The following is an 18771-nucleotide window of genomic DNA, read 5'->3' on the forward strand; positions in this document are numbered from 1 at the left end:
CTCCGATCGCGGTCCCCGGGTCGACGGCGCCTACGACCTGGGGATGACAGGAAGGCCGTCCCGAGCGCGGCCGTCGCGACCACGGCAAGTCCCGACCACGGGCGTCGTGGCCTCCGGGGCGACTCGTGGCCTAGGCCGTCCCGTGCAGCCGTCGGTCCAGTGCCAGGGACAGTTCCGCCTCGACCACGCTGCGTGCCAGGGGCCGCAGACGGGGGAGGTCCTCCTCCGTCGCGTGGCGCAGGATCAGGTCGGTGAAGAGGGCGGCGAGGGCGTCGGCGTGTTCGCGGACGCGGACGCCGGCCGCCAGTACCTCGGCGAGCGGGATGCCCTCGCGGACCAGGGCGGAGGACACGTCCAGCAGGCGGCGGCTGATGTGGACGATCTCGTCGCCGTCGGTGCCCAGGTAACCGAGGTCCAGGGCGGCGGCGAGGTTCTCGGTGGTGACCTGGCCCTCGAAGCGCGCGGCGAGTTCCTCGGGGGTCAGGCGGACCGGCTCCTCCTCGGTGGGGCCGCCGACGCCCAGGAGGTCGGCGACGCCGCGGCCGTGGTCGAGGGCGTCCGCCAGCTCCGCGATGCCGTTGAGGGTGTGGCCGCGTTCCAGCAGCGCCGCGATCGTGCGCAGGCGGGCCAGGTGGTGGTCGTCGTACCAGGCGATACGGCCCTCGCGGCGGGGTGGGGCGAGGAGTTTGCGCTCGCGGTAGAAGCGCAGGGTGCGCACCGTGATGCCGGCCGCCTCGGCCAGCTCCTCCGTTCGGTACTCCCGCTTGTCCGTCACGGGCGAAGCCTATGTTGTACCGCCGGTAACTTTCCCTCTCCCGGCCCTACCCATCGGTACGGTGCTGCTCTACGCTCCCATTGCGCCAGTGTTCACTGGCAGAGTCCGTAGAGTCGCACGCACGGCTAGGAGGTGTCGGGATGACCGAACACGTACGGGTGGCGGTGATCGGGTCCGGTTTCGGTGGGCTGGGGGCGGCCGTGCGGCTGCGCCGCGAGGGGATCACCGACTTCGTCGTCCTGGAGCGGGCGGGCAGCGTCGGCGGGACCTGGCGGGACAACAGCTATCCGGGGTGCGCCTGCGACGTGCCCTCCCACCTGTACTCCTTCTCCTTCGCGCCCAACCCGGACTGGCCGCGCACCTTCTCGGGGCAGGAGCACATCCGCGCCTATCTGGAACACGTCGCGGACGTCTTCGGGCTCCGTCCGCATCTGCGGCTGGACTCCGAGGTGCTGCGGATGACGTGGGACGCGCAGGAGCTGCGCTGGGACATCGAGACCGGCGGCGGCCGGTACTTCGCCGATGTCGTCGTGTCGGCCACCGGGCCGCTGTCCGACCCGAAGATCCCGGAGATCCCCGGCCTCGACACCTTCCCGGGCAAGGTCTTCCACTCGGCCCGCTGGGACCACGACGCCGACCTCACCGGGCAGCGCGTCGCGATGGTCGGCACCGGCGCCTCCGCCATCCAGATCGTGCCCGCCGTCCAGCCCGACGTCTCCCGGCTGACGCTCTTCCAGCGCACCCCGCCCTGGGTGATGCCCCGCATGGACCGGCCCATCAGCGGCGCGGAGCGCGCACTGCACCGCGCGCTGCCCTTCACCAGCCAGGTGCGCCGCGGGCTGCTCTGGGGCATCCGCGAACTCCAGGTCCAGGCGTTCACCAAGCACCCGAACCAGCTCGGACTCGTCGAGCGGCTCGCCAAGCAGAACATGGCCCGCGCCATCAAGGACCCGGCCCTGCGCGCCAGGCTCACCCCGGACTACCGCATCGGCTGCAAGCGGATCCTGCTGTCCAGCACCTACTATCCGGCCCTCGCGCAGCCCAACGTGGACGTCGTCGCGAGCGGGCTGAGCGAGATCCGCGGGTCCACGCTGGTCGCCGCCGACGGCAGCGAGGCCGAGGTCGACGCGATCGTCTTCGGCACCGGCTTCCACGTCACCGACATGCCGATCGCCCAGCGGGTGGTGGGCGCCGACGGGCGGACGCTCGCGGAGAGCTGGAAGGGCGGCATGGAGGCGCTGCGCGGCGCCTCCGCGGCCGGCTTCCCCAACTGGATGACGATCATCGGCCCCAACACCGGCCTCGGGAACTCCTCCATGATCCTGATGATCGAGTCCCAGCTGAACTACATGGCCGACTACCTGCGCCAGCTCGACGTCCTCGGCGGACGCGCGGCGCTGGACGCCCGGCCGAGCGCCGTGCACGCCTGGAACCGCCGGGTGCAGGACCGGATGAAGCGGACGGTGTGGAACACGGGCGGCTGCACCAGCTGGTACCTGGACGAGAGCGGCCGCAACACCACCGTCTGGCCGGGCACCACGGCCGAGTTCCGGCGGGCCACCCGGCGCGTGGACCTCGCGGAGTACGAGGTCCTGCGCGCCCCCGCGGCGGCGCCGGCCCGTGCGGAGCACAACGAGAACGACGAGGTGACGGCATGACCTCCGCCCGTGAGCTCACCGCCGTCTCCGCCGACGGCACGCTCCTGCACGTCGAGGTCCACGGCCCCGAGACGGCGCCCGCCGTCGTCCTCGCCCACGGCTGGACCTGCTCGACCGCGTTCTGGGCGGCCCAGATCCGGGACCTCGCCGCCGACCACCGGGTCGTCGCCTACGACCAGCGCGGCCACGGACGCACCCTGCCGAGCAAGGAGTGCAGCACCGACACCCTCGCCGACGACCTGGAAGCGGTTCTCGCCGCGACGCTCGCGCCCGGCGAGAAGGCCGTGATCGCCGGGCACTCCATGGGCGGTATGACGGTGCTCGCGGCGGCCGGCCGGGAGTCCTTCCAGGAGCACGCGGCGGCCGTCCTGCTGTGCAGCACCGGCGCCTCGGCCCTGGTCGCCGAGTCCACCGTCCTCCCGCTGCGGCCCGGACCGCTGCGGACCTGGCTGACCCGGCACGTCCTCGGGTCGAGGGCGCCTCTCGGGCCGGTCACGCCGGTCGCGAAGCGGATCCTCAAGTACGCCACGATGGGCTCCGGTTCGGCCCCTCACATGGTGGACGCGTGCGCCCGCATCGTGCACGCCTGCCCGCGCAAGGTGCGGCACACCTGGTCGCACGTGCTGAACCTGCTCGACCTCGACCACGGCGTACGGGAGTTGCGGGTGCCGACGGCGGTGATCGTCGGCAGCGGCGACCGGCTCACCCCGCCGGTGCACGCCCGCCGGATCGCGGCCGCGCTCCCGCACTGCGTCGGCCTCACCGAACTGCCGGGCCTCGGCCACATGACGCCGGTCGAGGCACCCGACCTGGTCACCGGCCGGATCCGGGAACTCGTCACCACGTACGCACAGTTGAAGGAGGGCGCATGAGCAGGGTCAGTCTCGAAGGACAGGTCGCCGTCGTGACCGGGGCCGCGCGGGGCGTCGGGGAGCTGCTGGCCCGCAAGCTCTCCGCGCGCGGGGTGAAGGTGGCGCTGGTCGGTCTGGAGCCGGACGCGCTCAAACAGGTCTCCGAGCGCCTGCACAGCGACAGCGACCACTGGTACGCCGATGTCACCGACCACGAGGCGATGGCCCGGGTCGCGGCGGAGGTGAAGGAGCGCTTCGGCAAGGTGGACATCGTGGTCGCCAACGCCGGTGTGGCCAACGGCGGTCCGTTCGCCGACTCCGACCCGGAGGCCTGGCGGCGGGTCATCGAGGTCAACCTGATCGGATCGGCGGTCACGGCCCGCGCCTTCCTGCCGTCGCTGCGGGAGAGCCGCGGCTATCTGCTCCAGATCGCCTCGCTCGCCGCGATCACCCCCGCGCCGATGATGACGGCGTACTGCGCCTCCAAGTCGGGCGTGGAGGCGTACGCGCACAGCCTGCGCGCCGAGGTCGGCCACCAGGGGGTCCGCGTCGGCGTCGGCTACCTGTCCTGGACGGACACCGACATGGTGCGGGGCGCCGATCAGGATGAGGTGATGCGGGAGTTGAGGCAGCGGCTGCCGTGGCCGTCGAACAAGACGTACCCGCTGGGGCCGGCCGTGGACCGGATCGTGGCCGGGATCGAACGGCGCTCGTCGCACGTGTACGGGCAGTGGTGGCTGCGCGGGATGCAGGGGGTGCGCGGCTATCTGCCCGCGCTCATCGGGACGGTGGGCCAGCGCGAGATGAAGCGGTTCGCGCCCCGGCTGCAGGGGATGCGCACGGGGCTGGTGGGCGCGGGCGGCTCCGCCGACGAACAGGCGAGGGCTACGCAGCGTAGTTGATCGAGATGCGTGCCGTGAGCGCCCGTGTGAATCTGGTCGAGGCCCCACCAAGGGGCCCCAACCCCCCTCATCTCCTACAGGAGTGAACCCACATGGGTATGAAGGACAAGTTCCAGGACCAGACGGAGCAGTTCAAGCAGCAGGCCAAGCAGAAGGTCGAGCAGGCCAAGGAGCAGGCTCAGCGTGGCAAGCAGCGTCCGGGCGAGCGTCCTGGTGAGCACCCCGGCGAGCGTTCCGGCGGGCGTCCCGGTGAGCGTCCCGGCGAGCGGTCCCCGCAGCAGCCGGAGCGTATGCGGCGCGAGGACACCGAGCGCATCGGGCAGGACTTCGAGGTGTAGCTGAGCCCGGCTACCGCCGTCGAACGCGGGGCGCCCTCCCTCGGGAGGGCGCCCCTGCGTGTCACCCCTGCCTGTCGGCGGAGCGCCAGGCCGCGTCTCATCGGCGCCCTCGGCGGGGCGGCAGCCGGGGCCGGGAGCGGTCGGGGACGTCGTCGTAGGTCGGCGGGGTCGCCGGGGGGCGGCTGGTGAGGAGGTCCAGGGCCAGCCGTACGGCGTCGTCGAGTTGGGCGTGGCGGCCCTCGGCCCAGTCGAGCGGGGTGCGCAGCACCTCCAGGTCGGGGGTGACGCCCCTGTTCTCCACGGACCAGCCGTACGCGTCGAACCAGGCGGCGTTCATCGGGACGGTGATGACGGTGCCGTCGCCGAGCTGGTGGCGGCCGGTCATGCCGACCACACCGCCCCAGGTGCGCTGGCCGACCACCGGGCCCAGCTTGAGCAGTTTGAAGGCGGCCGTGATCATGTCGCCGTCCGAGGAGGTCGCCTCGTCGGCCAGGGCCACCACCGGGCCTCTCGGCGCGTTCGAGGCGTACGACACCGGCTGGGCGTCGCGGGTGAGGTCCCAGCCCAGGATGGTGCGCGTCAGCTTCTCCACCACCAGCTCGCTGATGTGCCCGCCCGCGTTGCCGCGCACGTCCACGAGGAGTGCGGGCCTGGACACCTCCATCCGCAGGTCGCGGTTGAACTGGGCCCAGCCCGAGCCGCCCATGTCGGGGATGTGCAGATAGCCGCACCGGCCGCCGCTCAACTCGTGGACCACGGCCCGTCGTTTGGCCACCCAGTCCTGGTAGCGCAGCGGGCGTTCGTCGACGAGCGGGACCACGGCCACCCGGCGGGGCCGGCCCGTCTCGCCCGGGGCCGGGGTGAAGGTGAGTTCCACGGTGGTGCCGCCCGCGCCGGCGAGCAGCGGATACGGGCCGGTCACCGGGTCGACCGGCCGCCCGTCCACGTGGGTGAGGACCGCGCCGTCCCGGATCCCGGTCCCGGCCAGCGGTGAACGCGCCTTGGAGTCGGAGGAGTCGCCGGGCAGGATCCGCCGGACCGTCCAACCGGCCTCCCGGTGGACCAGGTTGGCGCCCAGCAGGCCCTGGAGGCGCTGGTAGTGCGGCGGGCCCTCGTTGCGGCGGGCGGCGGTGACGTAGGCGTGGGAGGTGCCCAGTTCGCCCAGCACCTCACGCAGCAGGTCGGCGAACTCGTCCGGTGACGCGACCCGTTCGACGAGCGGCCGGTACTGGTCGAGGACCGCGTCCCAGTCGATGCCGCACATCCCGGGGTCCCAGAAGTAGGCGCGGATCAGCCGCCCGGCCTCCTCGTAGGACTGGCGCCACTCGGCGCCGGGGTCCACCTCGTGCAGGATGCGCCGCAGGTCGATCCAGACCGTGGAGTCCAGGTCGCCGGACTCGGCCGACGGCACGGCCCGCAGGTCGCCCTCGTCGACCACGACCAGCCGGGAGCCGTCCCCGCTGAGCGCGAACCAGTCGAGGTGGTCGACGAGTTCGGACTTCTTCGCCTTGCTGATGTTGAAGTGTTCGAGCGTAGGCCGCCCGCTGGTGTCGTCCGGGTTGGCGAAGGTCTCGCCCAGCGCGCCGGAGATCGGCCAGCGCAGCCACACCAGCCCGCCGCCCGCCACCGGGTACAGCGCCGAGTACTTGGACGCCGGGACGGGGAAGGGCGTGACGCGGCTCTCCAGCCCCTCGACCTCGACGGTCACGGCTCCGTCGCCGCCCTCGTCGTCCTCCACCGGGTCCAGGCCTCCGGCGGCGGGCCGGCCCTCCGGGGTCAGGGCGAAGGGGGAGGGGGTCGCCGACGACAGCGGCACCAGGTAGGGGCGGCAGCCCAGCGGGAAGGACAGGTCGCCGGTGTGCACGTCGTACACCGGGTCGAAGCCGCGCCAGGAGAGGAAGGCCAGGTAGCGGCCGTCCCGGGTGAACACCGGGTTCTCGTCCTCGAACCGGCCGTTGGTGACGTCCACGATGAGCCGGTCCTTGATGCGGGCCATCTTGATCTGCCGCAGCGAGCGGCCGATCCCCGGATGCGACCAGGTCAGCCAGCTCCCGTCGGGGGAGAAGGCCAGGTCCCGCACGGGCCCGTTGACCGACGAGATCAGCTCGGTCACCGCCCCGTCCGCTTCGGTCCCGTCCGCGCCGTCCGCGTGCGCGCTGTCCGGTTCCGTGCCGTCCGGGCCTGTGCCGGCCGGGTCCCCGGCGTCGGCGGGGCCGGGGAGGTCGTCGGCCAGGGTGAGGTCGTCGGAGACGGTGATGAGGAGCAGCCGCCCGTCGTGCGCGGCGACGGCGAGCCGCTCGCCGTCGGGGTCGGACACCATCTCCAGCACCCGCCCGAGCCGCCCGGAGGCCAGTCGGCGGGGCGGGCGGTCGCCGGTGGCCCGGGGCAGATGGGCGATCTCGACGGCGTCCTCGCCCTCCGCGTCCGTCACGTAGGCGATCTGGCCGCCCGAGCCGAGCATCTCCGGCAGCCGTACCCGTACCCCGGGGGTGTCGGTGATCGTCCGGGCGGGGCCGTCGCGGTGCGTCAGCCAGTAGAGGCTGCCGCGGACGACGACGGCGCTGGCCCGTCCCGTCTCGTCGACGGAGACGCCGTCCACGTGCTGGGCGGCCGGGATCTGGTAGCGCCGCCGCCCCGCGCGCGGCCCGCTGAGCCGGACGTCGATCCGGCGCGGCTCGGAGTCGGCGGCGAGGTCGTCGACGATCCACAGGTCGCCGGCGCACTGGTACACGACCCGGGTGCCGTCGCTGGAGGCGTGCCGGGCGTAGAAGGCGTCGTGGTCGGTGTGCCGGCGCAGGTCGGAGCCGTCGTGGGCGCAGGAGTAGAGGTTGCCGACGCCCTCGTGGTCGGAGAGGAAGGCGATCCGCCCGCCGACGAAGAGGGGGGAGTGCAGATGGCCGTCGAGGCCGTCCAGGAGCCGCTGTCCGTGCAGCCACAGGCGGCCCGTCGCGCCGCCGCGGTAGCGCTTCCAGGCGGCGGGCTCGTGCGGTGGGGTGCCGGTGAGCAGGAGGGTCCTGCCCTCGCCGTCGAGGTCGGCGGTCTGGAGGTCGGAGACCGGGCCCCAGGGGAGCTTGCGGCCGGGCGCGCCGTCGGTGGGGACCTTGTAGGCCCAGGTGAAGTAGGAGAAGGGCTCGCCGTGGGAGGCGACGGCGAGGATGTCGGTGCTGCCGTCCGCGTCGGGGGGCGTCCAGCCGCAGACCCGGGTGTCGGAGCTGCCCCAGTAGGTCAGCCGCCGGCCCGGTCCGCCGTCCACGGGCACGAGATGGATCTCCGGGACGAGGCTGCGCCAGCTCGTGTACGCGATCAGGCTCCCGTCGGGGGAGAACCGGGGGTGGCCGGCCTTGGTGCGGTCGACGGTGAGTCGCCAGGCGCGGCCGGGGTCGGCGAGGGGGGCCAGCCAGAGGTCGTCCTCGGCCACGAAGCACAGCAGGTCACCACTGAGGTGGGGCAGACGCAGATAGCTCACCTCCCCATGCTTTTCCGGCGGATGGGGGCGGGCAACTCGAATGGGGCCGGGCAACTTATGTGCCCTTCACGTTCGTGAGCCAGCACACGTACGAAACGGTTTCGTTTCGCTGTCTCTCAGGGTATCTTCATGGTGTACGGGACGAGTCGTCGAGGACGGGGCCGGAAGGTGAGTGACATGACTGAGATCGCAACGGCGCGTCGCAGTCGCATCACGCCCGAGCGCGAGGCCGAGCTGTACCGGGCCGTGCTCGACCTGCTCCGCGAGGTCGGCTACGACGCCCTCACCATGGACGCCGTCGCCACCCGCACGCGATCCAGCAAGGCGACGCTCTACCGCCAGTGGGGCGGCAAGGCCGAGCTGGTGGCGAAGGCGGTGCGGCACGACAAGCCGGGCGCCTCCGCCGGCGGTGTCGACACCGGATCGCTCAGGGGTGACCTGCACGCCCTCACGATGCGTTCGGACGACTGCGAGATGGAGCAGAACTCCGCGCTGATGCGCGGACTCGCCATGGCCATCCACGGCAGTCCGGACCTTCTGAAGGCGTTCAAGGAACACCTCGTCGAGCCGGAGATGGCGGAGTTCCGCAACGTGCTGCGGCGGGCGATCGACCGGGGCGAGGTCCGTGCGGACAACGCCGCGCTCGACTACGTGCCGCACATGATGATCGGCGCGTTCGCCGCCCGCACCATGCTCGACGAGCAACCGCCGACGCAGGCGTTCCTCCTCTCGTACATCGACGCCGTGGTCCTCCCTGCCCTCGGCGTCACCCCCACCACCTGACCGTCCCCGCGGTCCGCCCATCCTGACGTCACCGCTCACGTCGTCGGGCCGATCACCCCTGCTCTCCCCGCCGGGTTGGTCAACCCTGCCCTTGGGGCCCGTGCCGGATTCCCGGCCGGGCGTCCACTCACACGACCTGACCGGGAGTACGCCTCCGTGGCCACGTTCCTCTACAAACTCGGCCGGTTCGCCTTTCGGCGACGCCACTTCGTCGCCCTGATATGGGTGGCCCTGCTGACCCTGGCCGGTGTCGGCGCGGCCTCCGCGCCCGCCGCCGGCACGACCTCCTTCTCCATCCCGGGAGTCGAGGCCCAGAAGGCCTTCGACCTGCTGGAACAGCGTTTCCCCGGAGCCAGCGCCGACGGCGGGACCGGGCGCATCGTCTTCAAGGCGCCCGAGGGCCAGAAGATGACGGACGCCGCCAACAGGGCGACCGTCGAGAAGACCGTCAAGGAGCTGAGCGACGGCTCCGAGGTCGTCTCCGTCACCGACCCGTTCACCACCGCCGCCGTGAGCAAGGACGGCACGGTCGCCTACACGTCGGTCAAGTACGACGTCCCCGGCATGGAGCTCGCGGACTCGACCAGGGACGCCCTGGAGAAGGCCGGGGACGAGGCCCGGGCGACCGGACTGACCGTCGACGTCGGCGGTGACGCCCTCCAGGCCGGGGCCGAACCCGGCGCGGTCGGCGAGGTCGTCGGTCTCGCGATCGCCGCGGTCGTCCTCGTGATCACCCTGGGTTCGCTGGTCGCCGCCGGACTGCCGCTGCTGACCGCGATCATCGGCGTCGGCATCGGCGTCTCCACCATCACCGCCTTGGCCAAGGCGCTCGACCTCGGCGACACCACCTCCACCCTCGCGCTGATGATCGGGCTCGCGGTCGGCATCGACTACGCGCTGTTCATCGTCTCCCGCTACCGCAGCGAGCTGGCCGAGGGCCGCGACCGCGAGGAGGCGGTCGGCCGCGCCACCGGCACCGCCGGGTCCGCGGTCGTCTTCGCCGGGCTCACGGTCGTGATCGCCCTGGCGGGCCTCGCGGTCGTCAACGTGCCGATGCTGACGAAGATGGGTCTCGCGGCGGCGGGCACGGTCGTGGTGGCCGTCCTCATCGCGCTGACCATGATCCCGGCGCTGCTCGGCTACGCCGGCAAGAGGATCAAGGCCGCGGGCGAGAAGCGCCGGTCGACCGGCGCGAAGTCCGGTGAGACACGCGGCGGGACCGGTGAGGGGAGTGACGGCCGGGGCAGGCAGGCCCGGCCCGGTCCCGGCGTCCGCTGGGCGAGCTTCGTCATCCGCCGTCCGGCCGCCGTGCTGCTGCTCGGCGTGGTCGGGCTCGGCACGATCGCCGTCCCCGCCACCCAGCTGGAGCTGGGCCTGCCCGACGACGGCTCGCAGCCGACGTCCACGACGCAGCGCCGGGCGTACGACCTGCTGTCGGAGGGCTTCGGCCCCGGCTTCAACGGCCCCCTGATGATCGTGGTCGACGCCAAGGACAGCGACGACCCCAAGGCGGCGGCCACCACGGTGACCGACGGGATCAAGGACCTCGCGGACGTCGTGACGGTCACCCCCGCCCTGTTCAACAAGGCCGGCGACACCGCCACGATCACCGTGATCCCCGGCTCCAAGCCGTCCTCGACCCGGACCGAGGACCTGGTGCACGCCATCCGCGGCCAGGGCGCCGACGTCAGGGCCGACACCGGCGCGCAGGTGCTGGTCACCGGCACCACCGCGATGAACATCGACTTCTCGCAGAAGCTCAACGACGCGCTGATCCCGTACCTGGGCCTGGTCGTCGGCCTGGCCTTCCTGCTGCTGATCGTGGTCTTCCGCTCCATCCTGGTCCCGCTGAAGGCGGCCCTCGGCTTCCTGCTCAGCGTGCTCGCCGCGCTCGGCGCCGTCGTCGCGGTCTTCCAGTGGGGCTGGCTCGGCGGCCTGATCGGCGTCGAGGAGACCGGCCCGATCATGTCGATGATGCCGATCTTCATGGTGGGCGTGGTCTTCGGCCTCGCGATGGACTACGAGGTGTTCCTCGTGACCCGGATGCGGGAGGCGTACGTCCACGGCGAGAGCCCGGGCCAGGCGATCGTCACCGGCTTCCGGCACAGCGCCAAGGTGGTGGCCGCCGCCGCGATCATCATGATGGCCGTCTTCGGCGGCTTCATCAGCTCCACCGAGTCGATGATCAAGATGATCGGCTTCGGCCTCGCGATCGCCGTCTTCTTCGACGCGTTCATCGTGCGCATGGCGATCGTGCCGGCGGTGCTGGCCCTGCTCGGCAAGAAGGCGTGGTGGCTGCCGAAGTGGCTGGACCGCGCCCTGCCCAACGTGGACGTCGAGGGCGAGGGCCTGAAGGCGCAGGCCGACGCCGCCTCGTCCCGTGACGGCGACGAGGACCGGGAACTGGTGCGCGCCTGACGCACCGGTCCACCCGTAGGACCGCCGGTGAGGGCTCCGTGGGGACGGGGCGCCCTCACCGGCCTTTTTTCCGCCGCCCTCCCGCACGAGCGGGTGCGCGGGGCGGTGCCGTCCCCGACGACGCGCGGGCCGCCGGCCGGGACGTGCGCGACGGCGGCCGCCGGGCACAACCCGCTCGCGTGCCCCGTACACCGACCGCTAGCGTGCCGTGCATGACGACGACCGCCGCGCATCCCCTGTTCGCCGAGGCGCTGCACGCCCTGGGCCTCGACCAGCTGCACACCCGGGTCCGCCGGTTCCCCGACGCGACCCGCACCGCCGCCGAGGCCGCCGCCGCCATCGGCTGCGAGCTGAGCCAGATCTGCAAGTCGCTGATCTTCGCCGCGGACGGGGTGCCGGTGCTGGTCCTGCTGGACGGCGCCTCGCGCGTCGACGTGGAGCTGGTGCGCGGGGAGCTCGGCGCAGCGAAGGTGACCCGGGCCGCCGCCGACGTCGTACGGGAGACCACCGGGTACGCGATCGGGGGTGTGCCGCCCTTCGGGCACCGGACGCGGACCCGGGTGCTGGCCGACCGGAACCTGCTCGCGCACGACGTCGTGTGGGCCGCCGCCGGGAACCCGCACGCGGTCTTCCCCATGGCGCCCCTGGACCTCGTCGAGCACGCCGCCGCGACCGTCGTGGACGTGCGCGAGCGCACCGCGTGACCCCGCTGGTCACCGCGGCCGTCCTGTTCGCCGCGATCACCCACGCCAGCTGGAACGCCATCGCCCACCGGATCACCGACAAGCTCGTCGGGTTCACGCTGATCGCCGGCGGGGGGATGCTCATCGGGCTCGCCCTCGTCCCCTTCACCGCGTTCCCGGCGGCCCGCGCCTGGCCGTACCTGCTGTCCTCCGCTCTCGTCCACATCGCCTACTACGTGCTGCTGATGCGGTCGTTCCGGCTCGGCGACTTCGGGCAGGCCTACCCCATCGCGCGCGGCTCCGCGCCGCTCGTCGTCACCGTCCTCGCCGCCGTCTTCGCGCACGAGGTGCCGGACGGCTGGGCGGCCGCCGGGGTCGCGCTGTCCTGCGCGGGGCTGACCGGCGTCGCCCTGTGGGGGCTGCGCGGTCGGCGGCCGAACTGGGCGGCGATCGGCGCCGCGCTGGCGACCGGGCTGACCATCGCCGTCTACACCGTCGTCGACGGGCTCGGCGTGCGCGCCTCCGGGTCCTCCCTGGGGTACATCGCCTGGCTGATGGCCGTGCAGGGAGTCGTCATCCCGGCCTACGCCGTGCACCGCTGGCGCGGGCGGACCCTCGCGGTGCTCCGCCCCTACGCCGCCCTGGGCCTCCTCGGCTCCGCGCTGTCCGTCGTCGCCTACGCCCTCGTCCTGTGGGCGCAGACCCGCGCCGAACTGGCGCCGATCGCCGCGCTGCGGGAATCGTCGATCATCGTCGGAGCGGCCATCGGCGCGCTCTTCTTCAAGGAGCGGTTCGGCGCGCCCCGGCTCGTCGCCGCCGGGCTCCTCGTCGTCGGGATCGGCCTGATGCTGCACACCGGCTGATCCCGCTGCCCCGCGCGGCGGTGCCCGGCCGACCGGGGTGGACCTCCTCCTCTCGACGGCCCGCCGCGCACCGAGACCCACCCGGGCGGCACCGCCGAGCGGCGCGAACCCACGGACGCGAGGGAGGTGCGCCTCGTCCTCGAGGAGGAGTCCGGCAGCTCCGTGCGGACGCACCACCGCTGCCGCCCCGAGCCGACTGGGTGCGTGCGTCCGCTCTCGGGAGCACCCTGGAAGAAGGACTTCCGGAGGTGACCTCATGACCACTACGCACACCGCTGTCGGATGGCACGTGGAGCTGGAGTTCGAGGAGGACGGCCGGCACACGCGCGCGGTCGGGCTGGTCCGCCTGCCCGACGGGACCGAGATCAAGGCGCACGGACACGCCACCCGGCACAACGTGGACGTCGACCAGCCGCGGGTCGGCGAGGAGATCGCCGGCGCCCGCGCCCTCAACGAGATCGCCATGAAGCTGCTGACCAAGGCCCATGTGGAGATCGACGAGGACTCGGGACACAGGTCGCACTCGATCAACGTGTGAGCGTCAGACCCCGCCCGCCAGGGCCGTCCGCAGCGCCCGCAGCAGCGCCTGCGCGCGCGGGTCCGCCGTCACGCTCGTCCGGAAACCGTTGGTGACGTAGCCGAAGGCGATCCCGGACTCGGGGTCGGCGAGGCCGAGCGCGCCGCCGCGGCCCGGGTGGCCGAAGGCGGTGGGGGACAGCAGCGGCGACGCGGCACCGTGCAGCATGGGGCCGAGGCCGAACCGGGTGTGCACGACGAGCACCCGGTCGGGGCCCGACGACTGCTCGCCGCGCGCCCGTTCCACCGTCTCGGGGCGCAGCAGCCGCACCCCGCCCGTCACCTCACCGATCAGCGACGCGTAGAAGCGGGCCAGGCCGTCGGCGGTGGCGATGCCGTTGGAGGCGGGGAGCGCCGCGGCCCGGTAGGCGGGGTCGTTCTCGTCGGGCAGCGGGGTGATCGCGGCGAAGGCGCGGCGGGTGAGGGAGGCGGGATCGGCGTAGGCGGCGCTGACGGCCGGCTTGGGCCGGGTCTTCAGCGCTCCGCTCGGCGCGGGCGCGTCCACCTGCCCCACGCGCCCCACTCGCGCGCGCTGCGCCTCCGGCAGCCCGAGCCACAGGTCGGCCCCCACCGGGCCGGCGATCTCGTCGGCGATCCACGCGCCGATGGTCCGGCCGGTGATCCGCCGCACCAGCTCGCCGGTCAGCCAGCTGTACGTCTGCGCGTGGTAGCCGTGGTCCGTCCCGGGTTCCCAGGCCGGCGCCTGGGCCGCCACGGCCGCGGCGCCGAGGTCGGGGTCGGCGGCCTCGGCGGGCGTCAGCGGCCGGTCCAGCACGGGCACGCCCGCCCGGTGCGCGAGCAGGTGCCGCACGAGCGTGCGCTCCTTGCCCGCCGCCTTGTACTGCGGCCAGTAGGTCCCCACGGGCGCGTCCAGGTCCAGCTCCCCGCGCTGGTGCAGCAGCAGGAGCGCGGTGGCCGCGACGCCCTTGGTCGCCGAGCGCACGATCTGCGCGGTGCCCTGCTCCCAGGGGGCTGCGCCGTCCCCGCCGTCCACGTCCCGTGTGCCGCCCCAGAGGTCGACGATCTTGCGCCCGTCCCGGTAGACGGCCACGGCCGCGCCCCGCTCCCCGAGCACCTCGAAGTTCCGTGCGAACGCCTCCCGGACCGGCTCGAAGCCCTCGGCCACCGCACCGTTCACGTCCACGCCCGCACGCCCTCTCGGAGATCACCTTCGACTCCCGGGGGAACGCCCCGGTCGAGCCTGGGATTCCTTCGTTCCGCTAGCCGAGAAGGATCGTTACATCGATGTTGCCGCGGGTGGCGTTCGAGTACGGGCACACCTGGTGCGCGGCGTCCACCAGCTGTCCGGCGACTTCCGGGTCGAGGACGGGGAGCGAGACGCTCAGCGCGACGGCGAGCCCGTAGCCCTTGGTCCGGTTCGGTCCGATCCCGACCTTCGCCGCCACCGTGGAGCCGGTGAGGTCGAAGCCCGCGCGGTTGCCGACGAGGATCAGCGCGTTGTGGAAGCAGGAGCTGTAGCCAGCCGCGAAGAGCTGCTCGGGGTTGGTGCCGTTGCCGTCGCCGCCCAGCTCGGGCGGCATCGCCACCTTCAGCTGGATCTGGCCGTCCTGGCTGGTCACGTACCCGTCGCGGCCGCCGTGCGCGGTCGCCTCGGCGACGTATGTGATCTTCGTCGGACGGGTGTCGACGGTGGCGACGGTGTCGACGGCGCTGCCTTCGGTCACGGCGGGACCTCCCCCGGAGCTTGCCCAATTACATTGCGCACAAGGTACCGGCCGGTACGGAGGGGATCGCCCACCAGGGGGTGGTAACCGTGGGTAACGTGCGAGGGGGCCGGCGGGGGCGCGCTTCAGCGGCTGCGGTCCGCCGCGCCCCGGGCCCGTTCCGCGAGCTCCCACAGCTCCTCGCGCAACCGCGTGACCTGCGCCGTTTCCAGTCCCGTCGTCGCGAGCAGGGTGGCGGGCACCCGCTCCGCGCGCCCCTTCAGCTCCTCGCCGCGCCCGGTGCACGCGACGAGCACCGAGCGCTCGTCCCGCGCCGAGCGCTCCCGTCGCACCAGCCCCGCCGCCTCCAGCCGTTTCAGCAGCGGCGACATCGTGCCGTAGTCGAGGCGCAGGGCCGACGCCAGTTCCTTGACGGTCGTCTCACCGCGCTCCCACAGGACCAGCAGCACGAGGTACTGGGGATACGTGAGCCCCAGTTCGTCCAGGAGCGGCCGGTACGCGGCCGTCACCGCCCGCTGGGCCGCGTACAGCGCGAAGCACAGCTGCTCGTCGAGGAGCAGCGTGCCGTCGGCGGGGGGTGCCTCGTTCGTCACGCGCCCATTGTGGCGGAGCGCGGGTCGAACCCGAAGGGCAACTCCAGGCGATGGGCGCGCATGAGGGTGTCGTCGGCGAGCAGATCGCCGGTCCGGCCGTCCGCGGCGATCACGCCCTCGCTCAGGATCAGGGCCCGCGGGCACAGCTCCAGGGCGTACGGCAGGTCGTGCGTGACCATGAGCGCGGTGACGTCCAACGACCGGAGGATGTCGGCCAGTTCGCGCCGCGAGGCCGGGTCGAGGTTGGAGGACGGCTCGTCCAGGACGAGGATCTCCGGCTCCATCGCGAGCACCGTCGCGACGGCCACCCGGCGCCGCTGGCCGAAGGACAGGTGGTGCGGGGGGCGGTTCTTGAACTCCGCCATGCCGACCTGTTCGAGGGCGCGGTCGACCCGCGCCTCCAGGGCGGCCCCCTTCAGCCCGGCCGCCGCCGGTCCGAACGCCACGTCCTCCCGGACCGTCGGCATGAACAACTGGTCGTCGGGGTCCTGGAAGACGATGCCGACCTTGCGGCGGATCTCGGCCATGTGCTGCTTGCCGACGGGCAGTCCGGCCACCGTCACGGTGCCCGCGCCGCCGGTCAGGATGCCGTTGAGGTGCAGCACGAGGGTCGTCTTGCCTGCGCCGTTGGGGCCGAGCAGCGCGACCCGCTCGCCGCGCGCGACGGAGAAGTCCACGCCGAACAGGGCCTGGTGGCCGTCGGGGTAGGCGAAGGCCAGACCGGCCACCTCCAGGGAGGGCGGGGGCGTCACGGAAGGCGTCACAGCGTCAGTCACAGGGACCATCCCAACACGCAGACGAAGAGGGCGGCGAACGGGAGGGCCAGCGCGTACGACCACTGCGCCCGGGACGCGGTCACCTCGTCGATCACCGGCATCGCACCGGCGTACCCCCGGCTGATCATGGCCAGATGCACGCGTTCGCCGCGCTCGTAGGAGCGGATGAACAGCGCGCCCGCCGACTTCGCGAGCACGCCCCAGTGCCGCACGCCCCGCGCCTCGAACCCGCGCGACTCCCGGGCGATCCGCATGCGCCGCATCTCGTCCGTGATGACGTCGCCGTAGCGGATCATGAAGGAGGCGATCTGCACGAGCAGCGGGGGCAGCCGCAGCCGCTGGAGGCCGAGGAGCAGTTCACGCAGCTCGGTGGTGGACGCCAGCAGCACGGAGGCGGCCACGCCCAGGGTGCCCTTCGCGAGGACGTTCCAGGCGCCCCACAGGCCGTTGACGCTGAGCGACAGGCCGAGGACGTCCACCCGCTCGCCCTCCGCGACGAACGGCATCAGCACCGCGAACGCGACGAACGGCACCTCGATCAGCAGCCGTTTGAGCAGGAAACCGGCGGGCACGCGCGCGTGGCGCGCGACGACGGCCAGCAGGACCGCGTACAGGCCGAACGCCCACATCGCCTCCCGGGGCGTCGACACCACGACCACCACGAAGGCGAAGACGGCGGCGAGCTTGGTGTGCGGCGGCAGGCCGTGCACGGGCGAGTGTCCGTGCCGGTAGAGCCGGTGCGTGTGTCCCGCGCCCATGACGTCAGACGTTCTCTACGGCCGTCGGCGACACGTCGGCGCCCGTGCGGCGCCTGCGCACCGCCCAGAAGACCGCGCTGCCCGCCACGACGGTCGCGCCGACGCCGATGACGCCCGCGAGGCCGCCGGACAGACGGGCGTTCGAGACGTCCTTGACGCCGTAGTCGGCGAGCGGGGAGTCGGCGGACGCGTGCTCCTCGGCCTTCTTGTCGATGCCCTTGTCGGCGGCGACCTTCTCCAGGCCGTCGGGGTTCGCGGAGGCGTAGAAGCTGACGAAGCCGGCCAGGACGAGGGAGGTGACCAGGCCCGTCACCCACAGCGTGCGCCGCGAGGCGCGCGCCGCCACGGGCGCGGCCTCCTCGGCCGCGGGGACGTCGACGAGCTCGCCGTGCACGCGCAGCCGGAGCTTCTGCCGCAGGTCGCGCGCGCCGTGGACGAGATCCGGCCGTACGGCGACGACGGCGCCCACGGTCAGCGCGGTGATCACGGCCTCGCCGATGCCGATCAGCACATGCACGCCGATCATCGCGGTCGCCACCTTGCCGATCGACACGTCGGTGGTGCCGCCGATCCAGTAGACGAGCGTGAAGGCGACGGCGGCGGCGGGCACCGACAGCACGGCGGCGACGAAGGAAGCGACCGTGACGGACCGGCGGCCGCGGGGCAGCACCTTCACCAGCCCGCGGAAGACGGCGTACGACACGACGGTCGTCACGATCGCCATGTCGGTGATGTTCACGCCGAGCGCGGTCAGGCCGCCGTCCGCGAAGAGGATGCCCTGCATCAGCAGGACCACGGACACGCACAGGACCCCGGTGTAGGGGCCCACGAGTATCGCGGCGAGCGCGCCGCCGAGCAGGTGGCCGCTGGTCCCCGCCGCGACGGGGAAGTTCAGCATCTGCACGGCGAAGATGAACGCCGCCACCAGACCGGCCAGCGGCGCGGTCCGGTCGTCGAGCTCGCGGCGGGCGCCGCGCAGGCTCACGGCGATGGCGCCGGCGGCGACGACTCCGGTCACGGCGGAGGTCGGGGCGTTGATGAATCCGTCGGGTACGTGCACCCGACGATGATAGTGGCTTAATGCGAACGGTTCGCAAGAGCGAGCAACTTGTCTCTCCGGTGACGTGGCAGCGTCGTCCCGGGATCGCCGCCGGACCCGTGTATCGCACAGGTGAGATACGCCTGCGCGGAGGAGCGCAATCCGCAAAATATGCGACATTGGAAGGGGAGCGGACGCACAGCTTCCGCACAGGTCACGCTGCGTGAGAGGGTCGGCCGATGTCTGTAGTCGAACAGTACGCGCGAGCCCACATCGTCACCGACGCCGACTCCATCGAGGACGAACGGCGGGGCGTACCCGTCGTCCTGCGCTACGACCCCGAGGATCCCCGGTCGGTCCGCGTCGCGATGCCCGACCGGCGCGAGTGGACGTTCTCCCGCAGCCTCCTCGAACAAGGACTGCGGGCCCCGACCGGCACCGGCGAGGTACGGGTGTGGCCCTGCGGACGCGTCCAGGCCGTCGTCGAGTTCCACTCCCCGCACGGCGTCTCGGTCGTCCAGTTCGAGTCCAAGACGCTGCTGCGGTTCCTGCGCCGCACCTACATGGCGACGGCGCAGCAGCCCGTCACGCACTAGCCGCCGCGGCC

18 protein-coding genes are annotated in these 18771 nt (G+C 72.7%); 10 read left to right on the forward strand and 8 right to left on the reverse strand.

Annotated elements, in window-relative coordinates; all coding sequences use genetic code 11:
* Positions 1–130: 130 nt before the first annotated feature.
* Positions 131–775, reverse strand: a complete 645-nt coding sequence (locus J2X68_RS07595) for a MerR family transcriptional regulator (protein WP_310431659.1) — start codon at positions 773–775, stop codon at positions 131–133.
* Between the two features lie 140 nt (positions 776–915).
* On the opposite strand from J2X68_RS07595, the gene J2X68_RS07600 reads away from it, so the two are divergent.
* The 4 genes from J2X68_RS07600 (at position 916) to J2X68_RS07615 (ending at position 4524) form a co-directional block, all read left to right on the forward strand.
* A complete protein-coding gene (locus J2X68_RS07600; RefSeq protein WP_310431660.1) occupies positions 916–2433 on the forward strand; it encodes an NAD(P)/FAD-dependent oxidoreductase in 1518 nt (505 codons plus the stop codon).
* Positions 2430–3305 carry an alpha/beta hydrolase gene (locus tag J2X68_RS07605; protein WP_310431661.1) on the forward strand — a complete coding sequence of 292 codons (876 nt, stop codon included), beginning with the start codon at positions 2430–2432 and terminating at the stop codon, positions 3303–3305. The genes J2X68_RS07600 and J2X68_RS07605 overlap by 4 nt, the downstream gene beginning before the upstream one ends.
* A complete protein-coding gene (locus tag J2X68_RS07610; RefSeq protein WP_310431662.1) occupies positions 3302–4186 on the forward strand; it encodes an SDR family oxidoreductase in 885 nt (294 codons plus the stop codon). Before J2X68_RS07605 ends, J2X68_RS07610 begins: the two co-directional genes overlap by 4 nt.
* A 92-nt stretch (positions 4187–4278) precedes the next feature.
* Entirely contained in the window at positions 4279–4524 is a 246-nt protein-coding gene (locus tag J2X68_RS07615) for a hypothetical protein (protein WP_310431663.1), read from the forward strand.
* A 97-nt stretch (positions 4525–4621) separates the two neighbouring features.
* Here J2X68_RS07615 and J2X68_RS07620 read toward each other — a convergent pair whose 3' ends face one another.
* Entirely contained in the window at positions 4622–7990 is a 3369-nt protein-coding gene (locus tag J2X68_RS07620; protein ID WP_310431664.1) for a S41 family peptidase, read from the reverse strand.
* A 177-nt stretch (positions 7991–8167) separates the two neighbouring features.
* Here J2X68_RS07620 and J2X68_RS07625 point away from each other — a divergent pair, with 177 nt between their 5' ends.
* The 5 genes from J2X68_RS07625 (at position 8168) to J2X68_RS07645 (ending at position 13275) form a co-directional block, all read left to right on the forward strand.
* Complete coding sequence (locus tag J2X68_RS07625; RefSeq protein WP_310431665.1) at positions 8168–8773, forward strand: TetR/AcrR family transcriptional regulator; 606 nt, start codon at positions 8168–8170, stop codon at positions 8771–8773.
* 156 nt (positions 8774–8929) lie between these two features.
* Entirely contained in the window at positions 8930–11191 is a 2262-nt protein-coding gene (locus J2X68_RS07630) for an MMPL family transporter (protein ID WP_310431666.1), read from the forward strand.
* Between the two features lie 212 nt (positions 11192–11403).
* Positions 11404–11895 carry a YbaK/EbsC family protein gene (locus J2X68_RS07635; RefSeq protein WP_310431667.1) on the forward strand — a complete coding sequence of 164 codons (492 nt, stop codon included), beginning with the start codon at positions 11404–11406 and terminating at the stop codon, positions 11893–11895.
* A complete protein-coding gene (locus J2X68_RS07640; RefSeq protein ID WP_310431668.1) occupies positions 11892–12737 on the forward strand; it encodes a DMT family transporter in 846 nt (281 codons plus the stop codon). Before J2X68_RS07635 ends, J2X68_RS07640 begins: the two co-directional genes overlap by 4 nt.
* Before the next feature lie 256 nt (positions 12738–12993).
* Entirely contained in the window at positions 12994–13275 is a 282-nt protein-coding gene (locus tag J2X68_RS07645) for a DUF1876 domain-containing protein (protein ID WP_310431669.1), read from the forward strand.
* A gap of 3 nt (positions 13276–13278) precedes the next feature.
* Here the strand turns inward: J2X68_RS07645 and J2X68_RS07650 are convergent, their stop codons facing one another.
* The 6 genes from J2X68_RS07650 to J2X68_RS07675 form a co-directional block, all read right to left on the reverse strand.
* Positions 13279–14457 carry a serine hydrolase domain-containing protein gene (locus J2X68_RS07650; RefSeq protein WP_310431670.1) on the reverse strand — a complete coding sequence of 393 codons (1179 nt, stop codon included), beginning with the start codon at positions 14455–14457 and terminating at the stop codon, positions 13279–13281.
* 76 nt (positions 14458–14533) lie between these two features.
* Positions 14534–14998: an organic hydroperoxide resistance protein gene (locus J2X68_RS07655; RefSeq protein ID WP_310431671.1), complete on the reverse strand. Its 465-nt coding sequence runs from the start codon at positions 14996–14998 to the stop codon at positions 14534–14536.
* A gap of 125 nt (positions 14999–15123) precedes the next feature.
* Positions 15124–15591 (reverse strand): MarR family transcriptional regulator, encoded by a 468-nt coding sequence (locus J2X68_RS07660; RefSeq protein WP_310431672.1) that lies wholly within the window; start codon positions 15589–15591, stop codon positions 15124–15126.
* Entirely contained in the window at positions 15588–16376 is a 789-nt protein-coding gene (locus J2X68_RS07665) for an energy-coupling factor ABC transporter ATP-binding protein (protein WP_399039469.1), read from the reverse strand. Before J2X68_RS07665 ends, J2X68_RS07660 begins: the two co-directional genes overlap by 4 nt.
* Positions 16364–17125, reverse strand: coding sequence for a cobalt ECF transporter T component CbiQ (gene cbiQ, locus J2X68_RS07670; protein WP_310431673.1), 762 nt, complete (start codon positions 17123–17125; stop codon positions 16364–16366). Before cbiQ ends, J2X68_RS07665 begins: the two co-directional genes overlap by 13 nt.
* Positions 17126–17129: 4 nt before the next feature.
* The gene (locus J2X68_RS07675) at positions 17130–18185 is read right to left on the reverse strand and encodes an energy-coupling factor ABC transporter permease (protein ID WP_310431674.1); all 1056 of its coding nucleotides are present in this window, start codon (positions 18183–18185) and stop codon (positions 17130–17132) included.
* A 218-nt stretch (positions 18186–18403) separates the two neighbouring features.
* On the opposite strand from J2X68_RS07675, the gene J2X68_RS07680 reads away from it, so the two are divergent.
* On the forward strand, positions 18404–18760 hold the full coding sequence (locus J2X68_RS07680) for an SsgA family sporulation/cell division regulator (protein ID WP_310431675.1): 357 nt from the start codon (positions 18404–18406) through the stop codon (positions 18758–18760).
* The last annotated feature ends 11 nt before the right edge of the window (positions 18761–18771 follow it).

It is taken from the genome of Streptomyces sp. 3330, from assembly GCF_031456635.1.
Classification (GTDB): Bacteria; Actinomycetota; Actinomycetes; order Streptomycetales; family Streptomycetaceae; genus Streptomyces.

Coding starts and splice junctions, on each gene's coding strand:
- J2X68_RS07600 (WP_310431660.1), top strand. CDS start 916: ATGACCGAACACGTACGGGTGGCGGTGATCGGGTCCGGTTTCGGTGGG.
- J2X68_RS07605 (WP_310431661.1), top strand. CDS start 2,430: ATGACCTCCGCCCGTGAGCTCACCGCCGTCTCCGCCGACGGCACGCTC.
- J2X68_RS07610 (WP_310431662.1), top strand. CDS start 3,302: ATGAGCAGGGTCAGTCTCGAAGGACAGGTCGCCGTCGTGACCGGGGCC.
- J2X68_RS07615 (WP_310431663.1), top strand. CDS start 4,279: ATGGGTATGAAGGACAAGTTCCAGGACCAGACGGAGCAGTTCAAGCAG.
- J2X68_RS07625 (WP_310431665.1), top strand. CDS start 8,168: ATGACTGAGATCGCAACGGCGCGTCGCAGTCGCATCACGCCCGAGCGC.
- J2X68_RS07635 (WP_310431667.1), top strand. CDS start 11,404: ATGACGACGACCGCCGCGCATCCCCTGTTCGCCGAGGCGCTGCACGCC.
- J2X68_RS07645 (WP_310431669.1), top strand. CDS start 12,994: ATGACCACTACGCACACCGCTGTCGGATGGCACGTGGAGCTGGAGTTC.
- J2X68_RS07665 (WP_399039469.1), bottom strand. CDS start 16,376: ATGGTCCCTGTGACTGACGCTGTGACGCCTTCCGTGACGCCCCCGCCC.
- cbiQ (WP_310431673.1), bottom strand. CDS start 17,125: ATGGGCGCGGGACACACGCACCGGCTCTACCGGCACGGACACTCGCCC.
- J2X68_RS07680 (WP_310431675.1), top strand. CDS start 18,404: ATGTCTGTAGTCGAACAGTACGCGCGAGCCCACATCGTCACCGACGCC.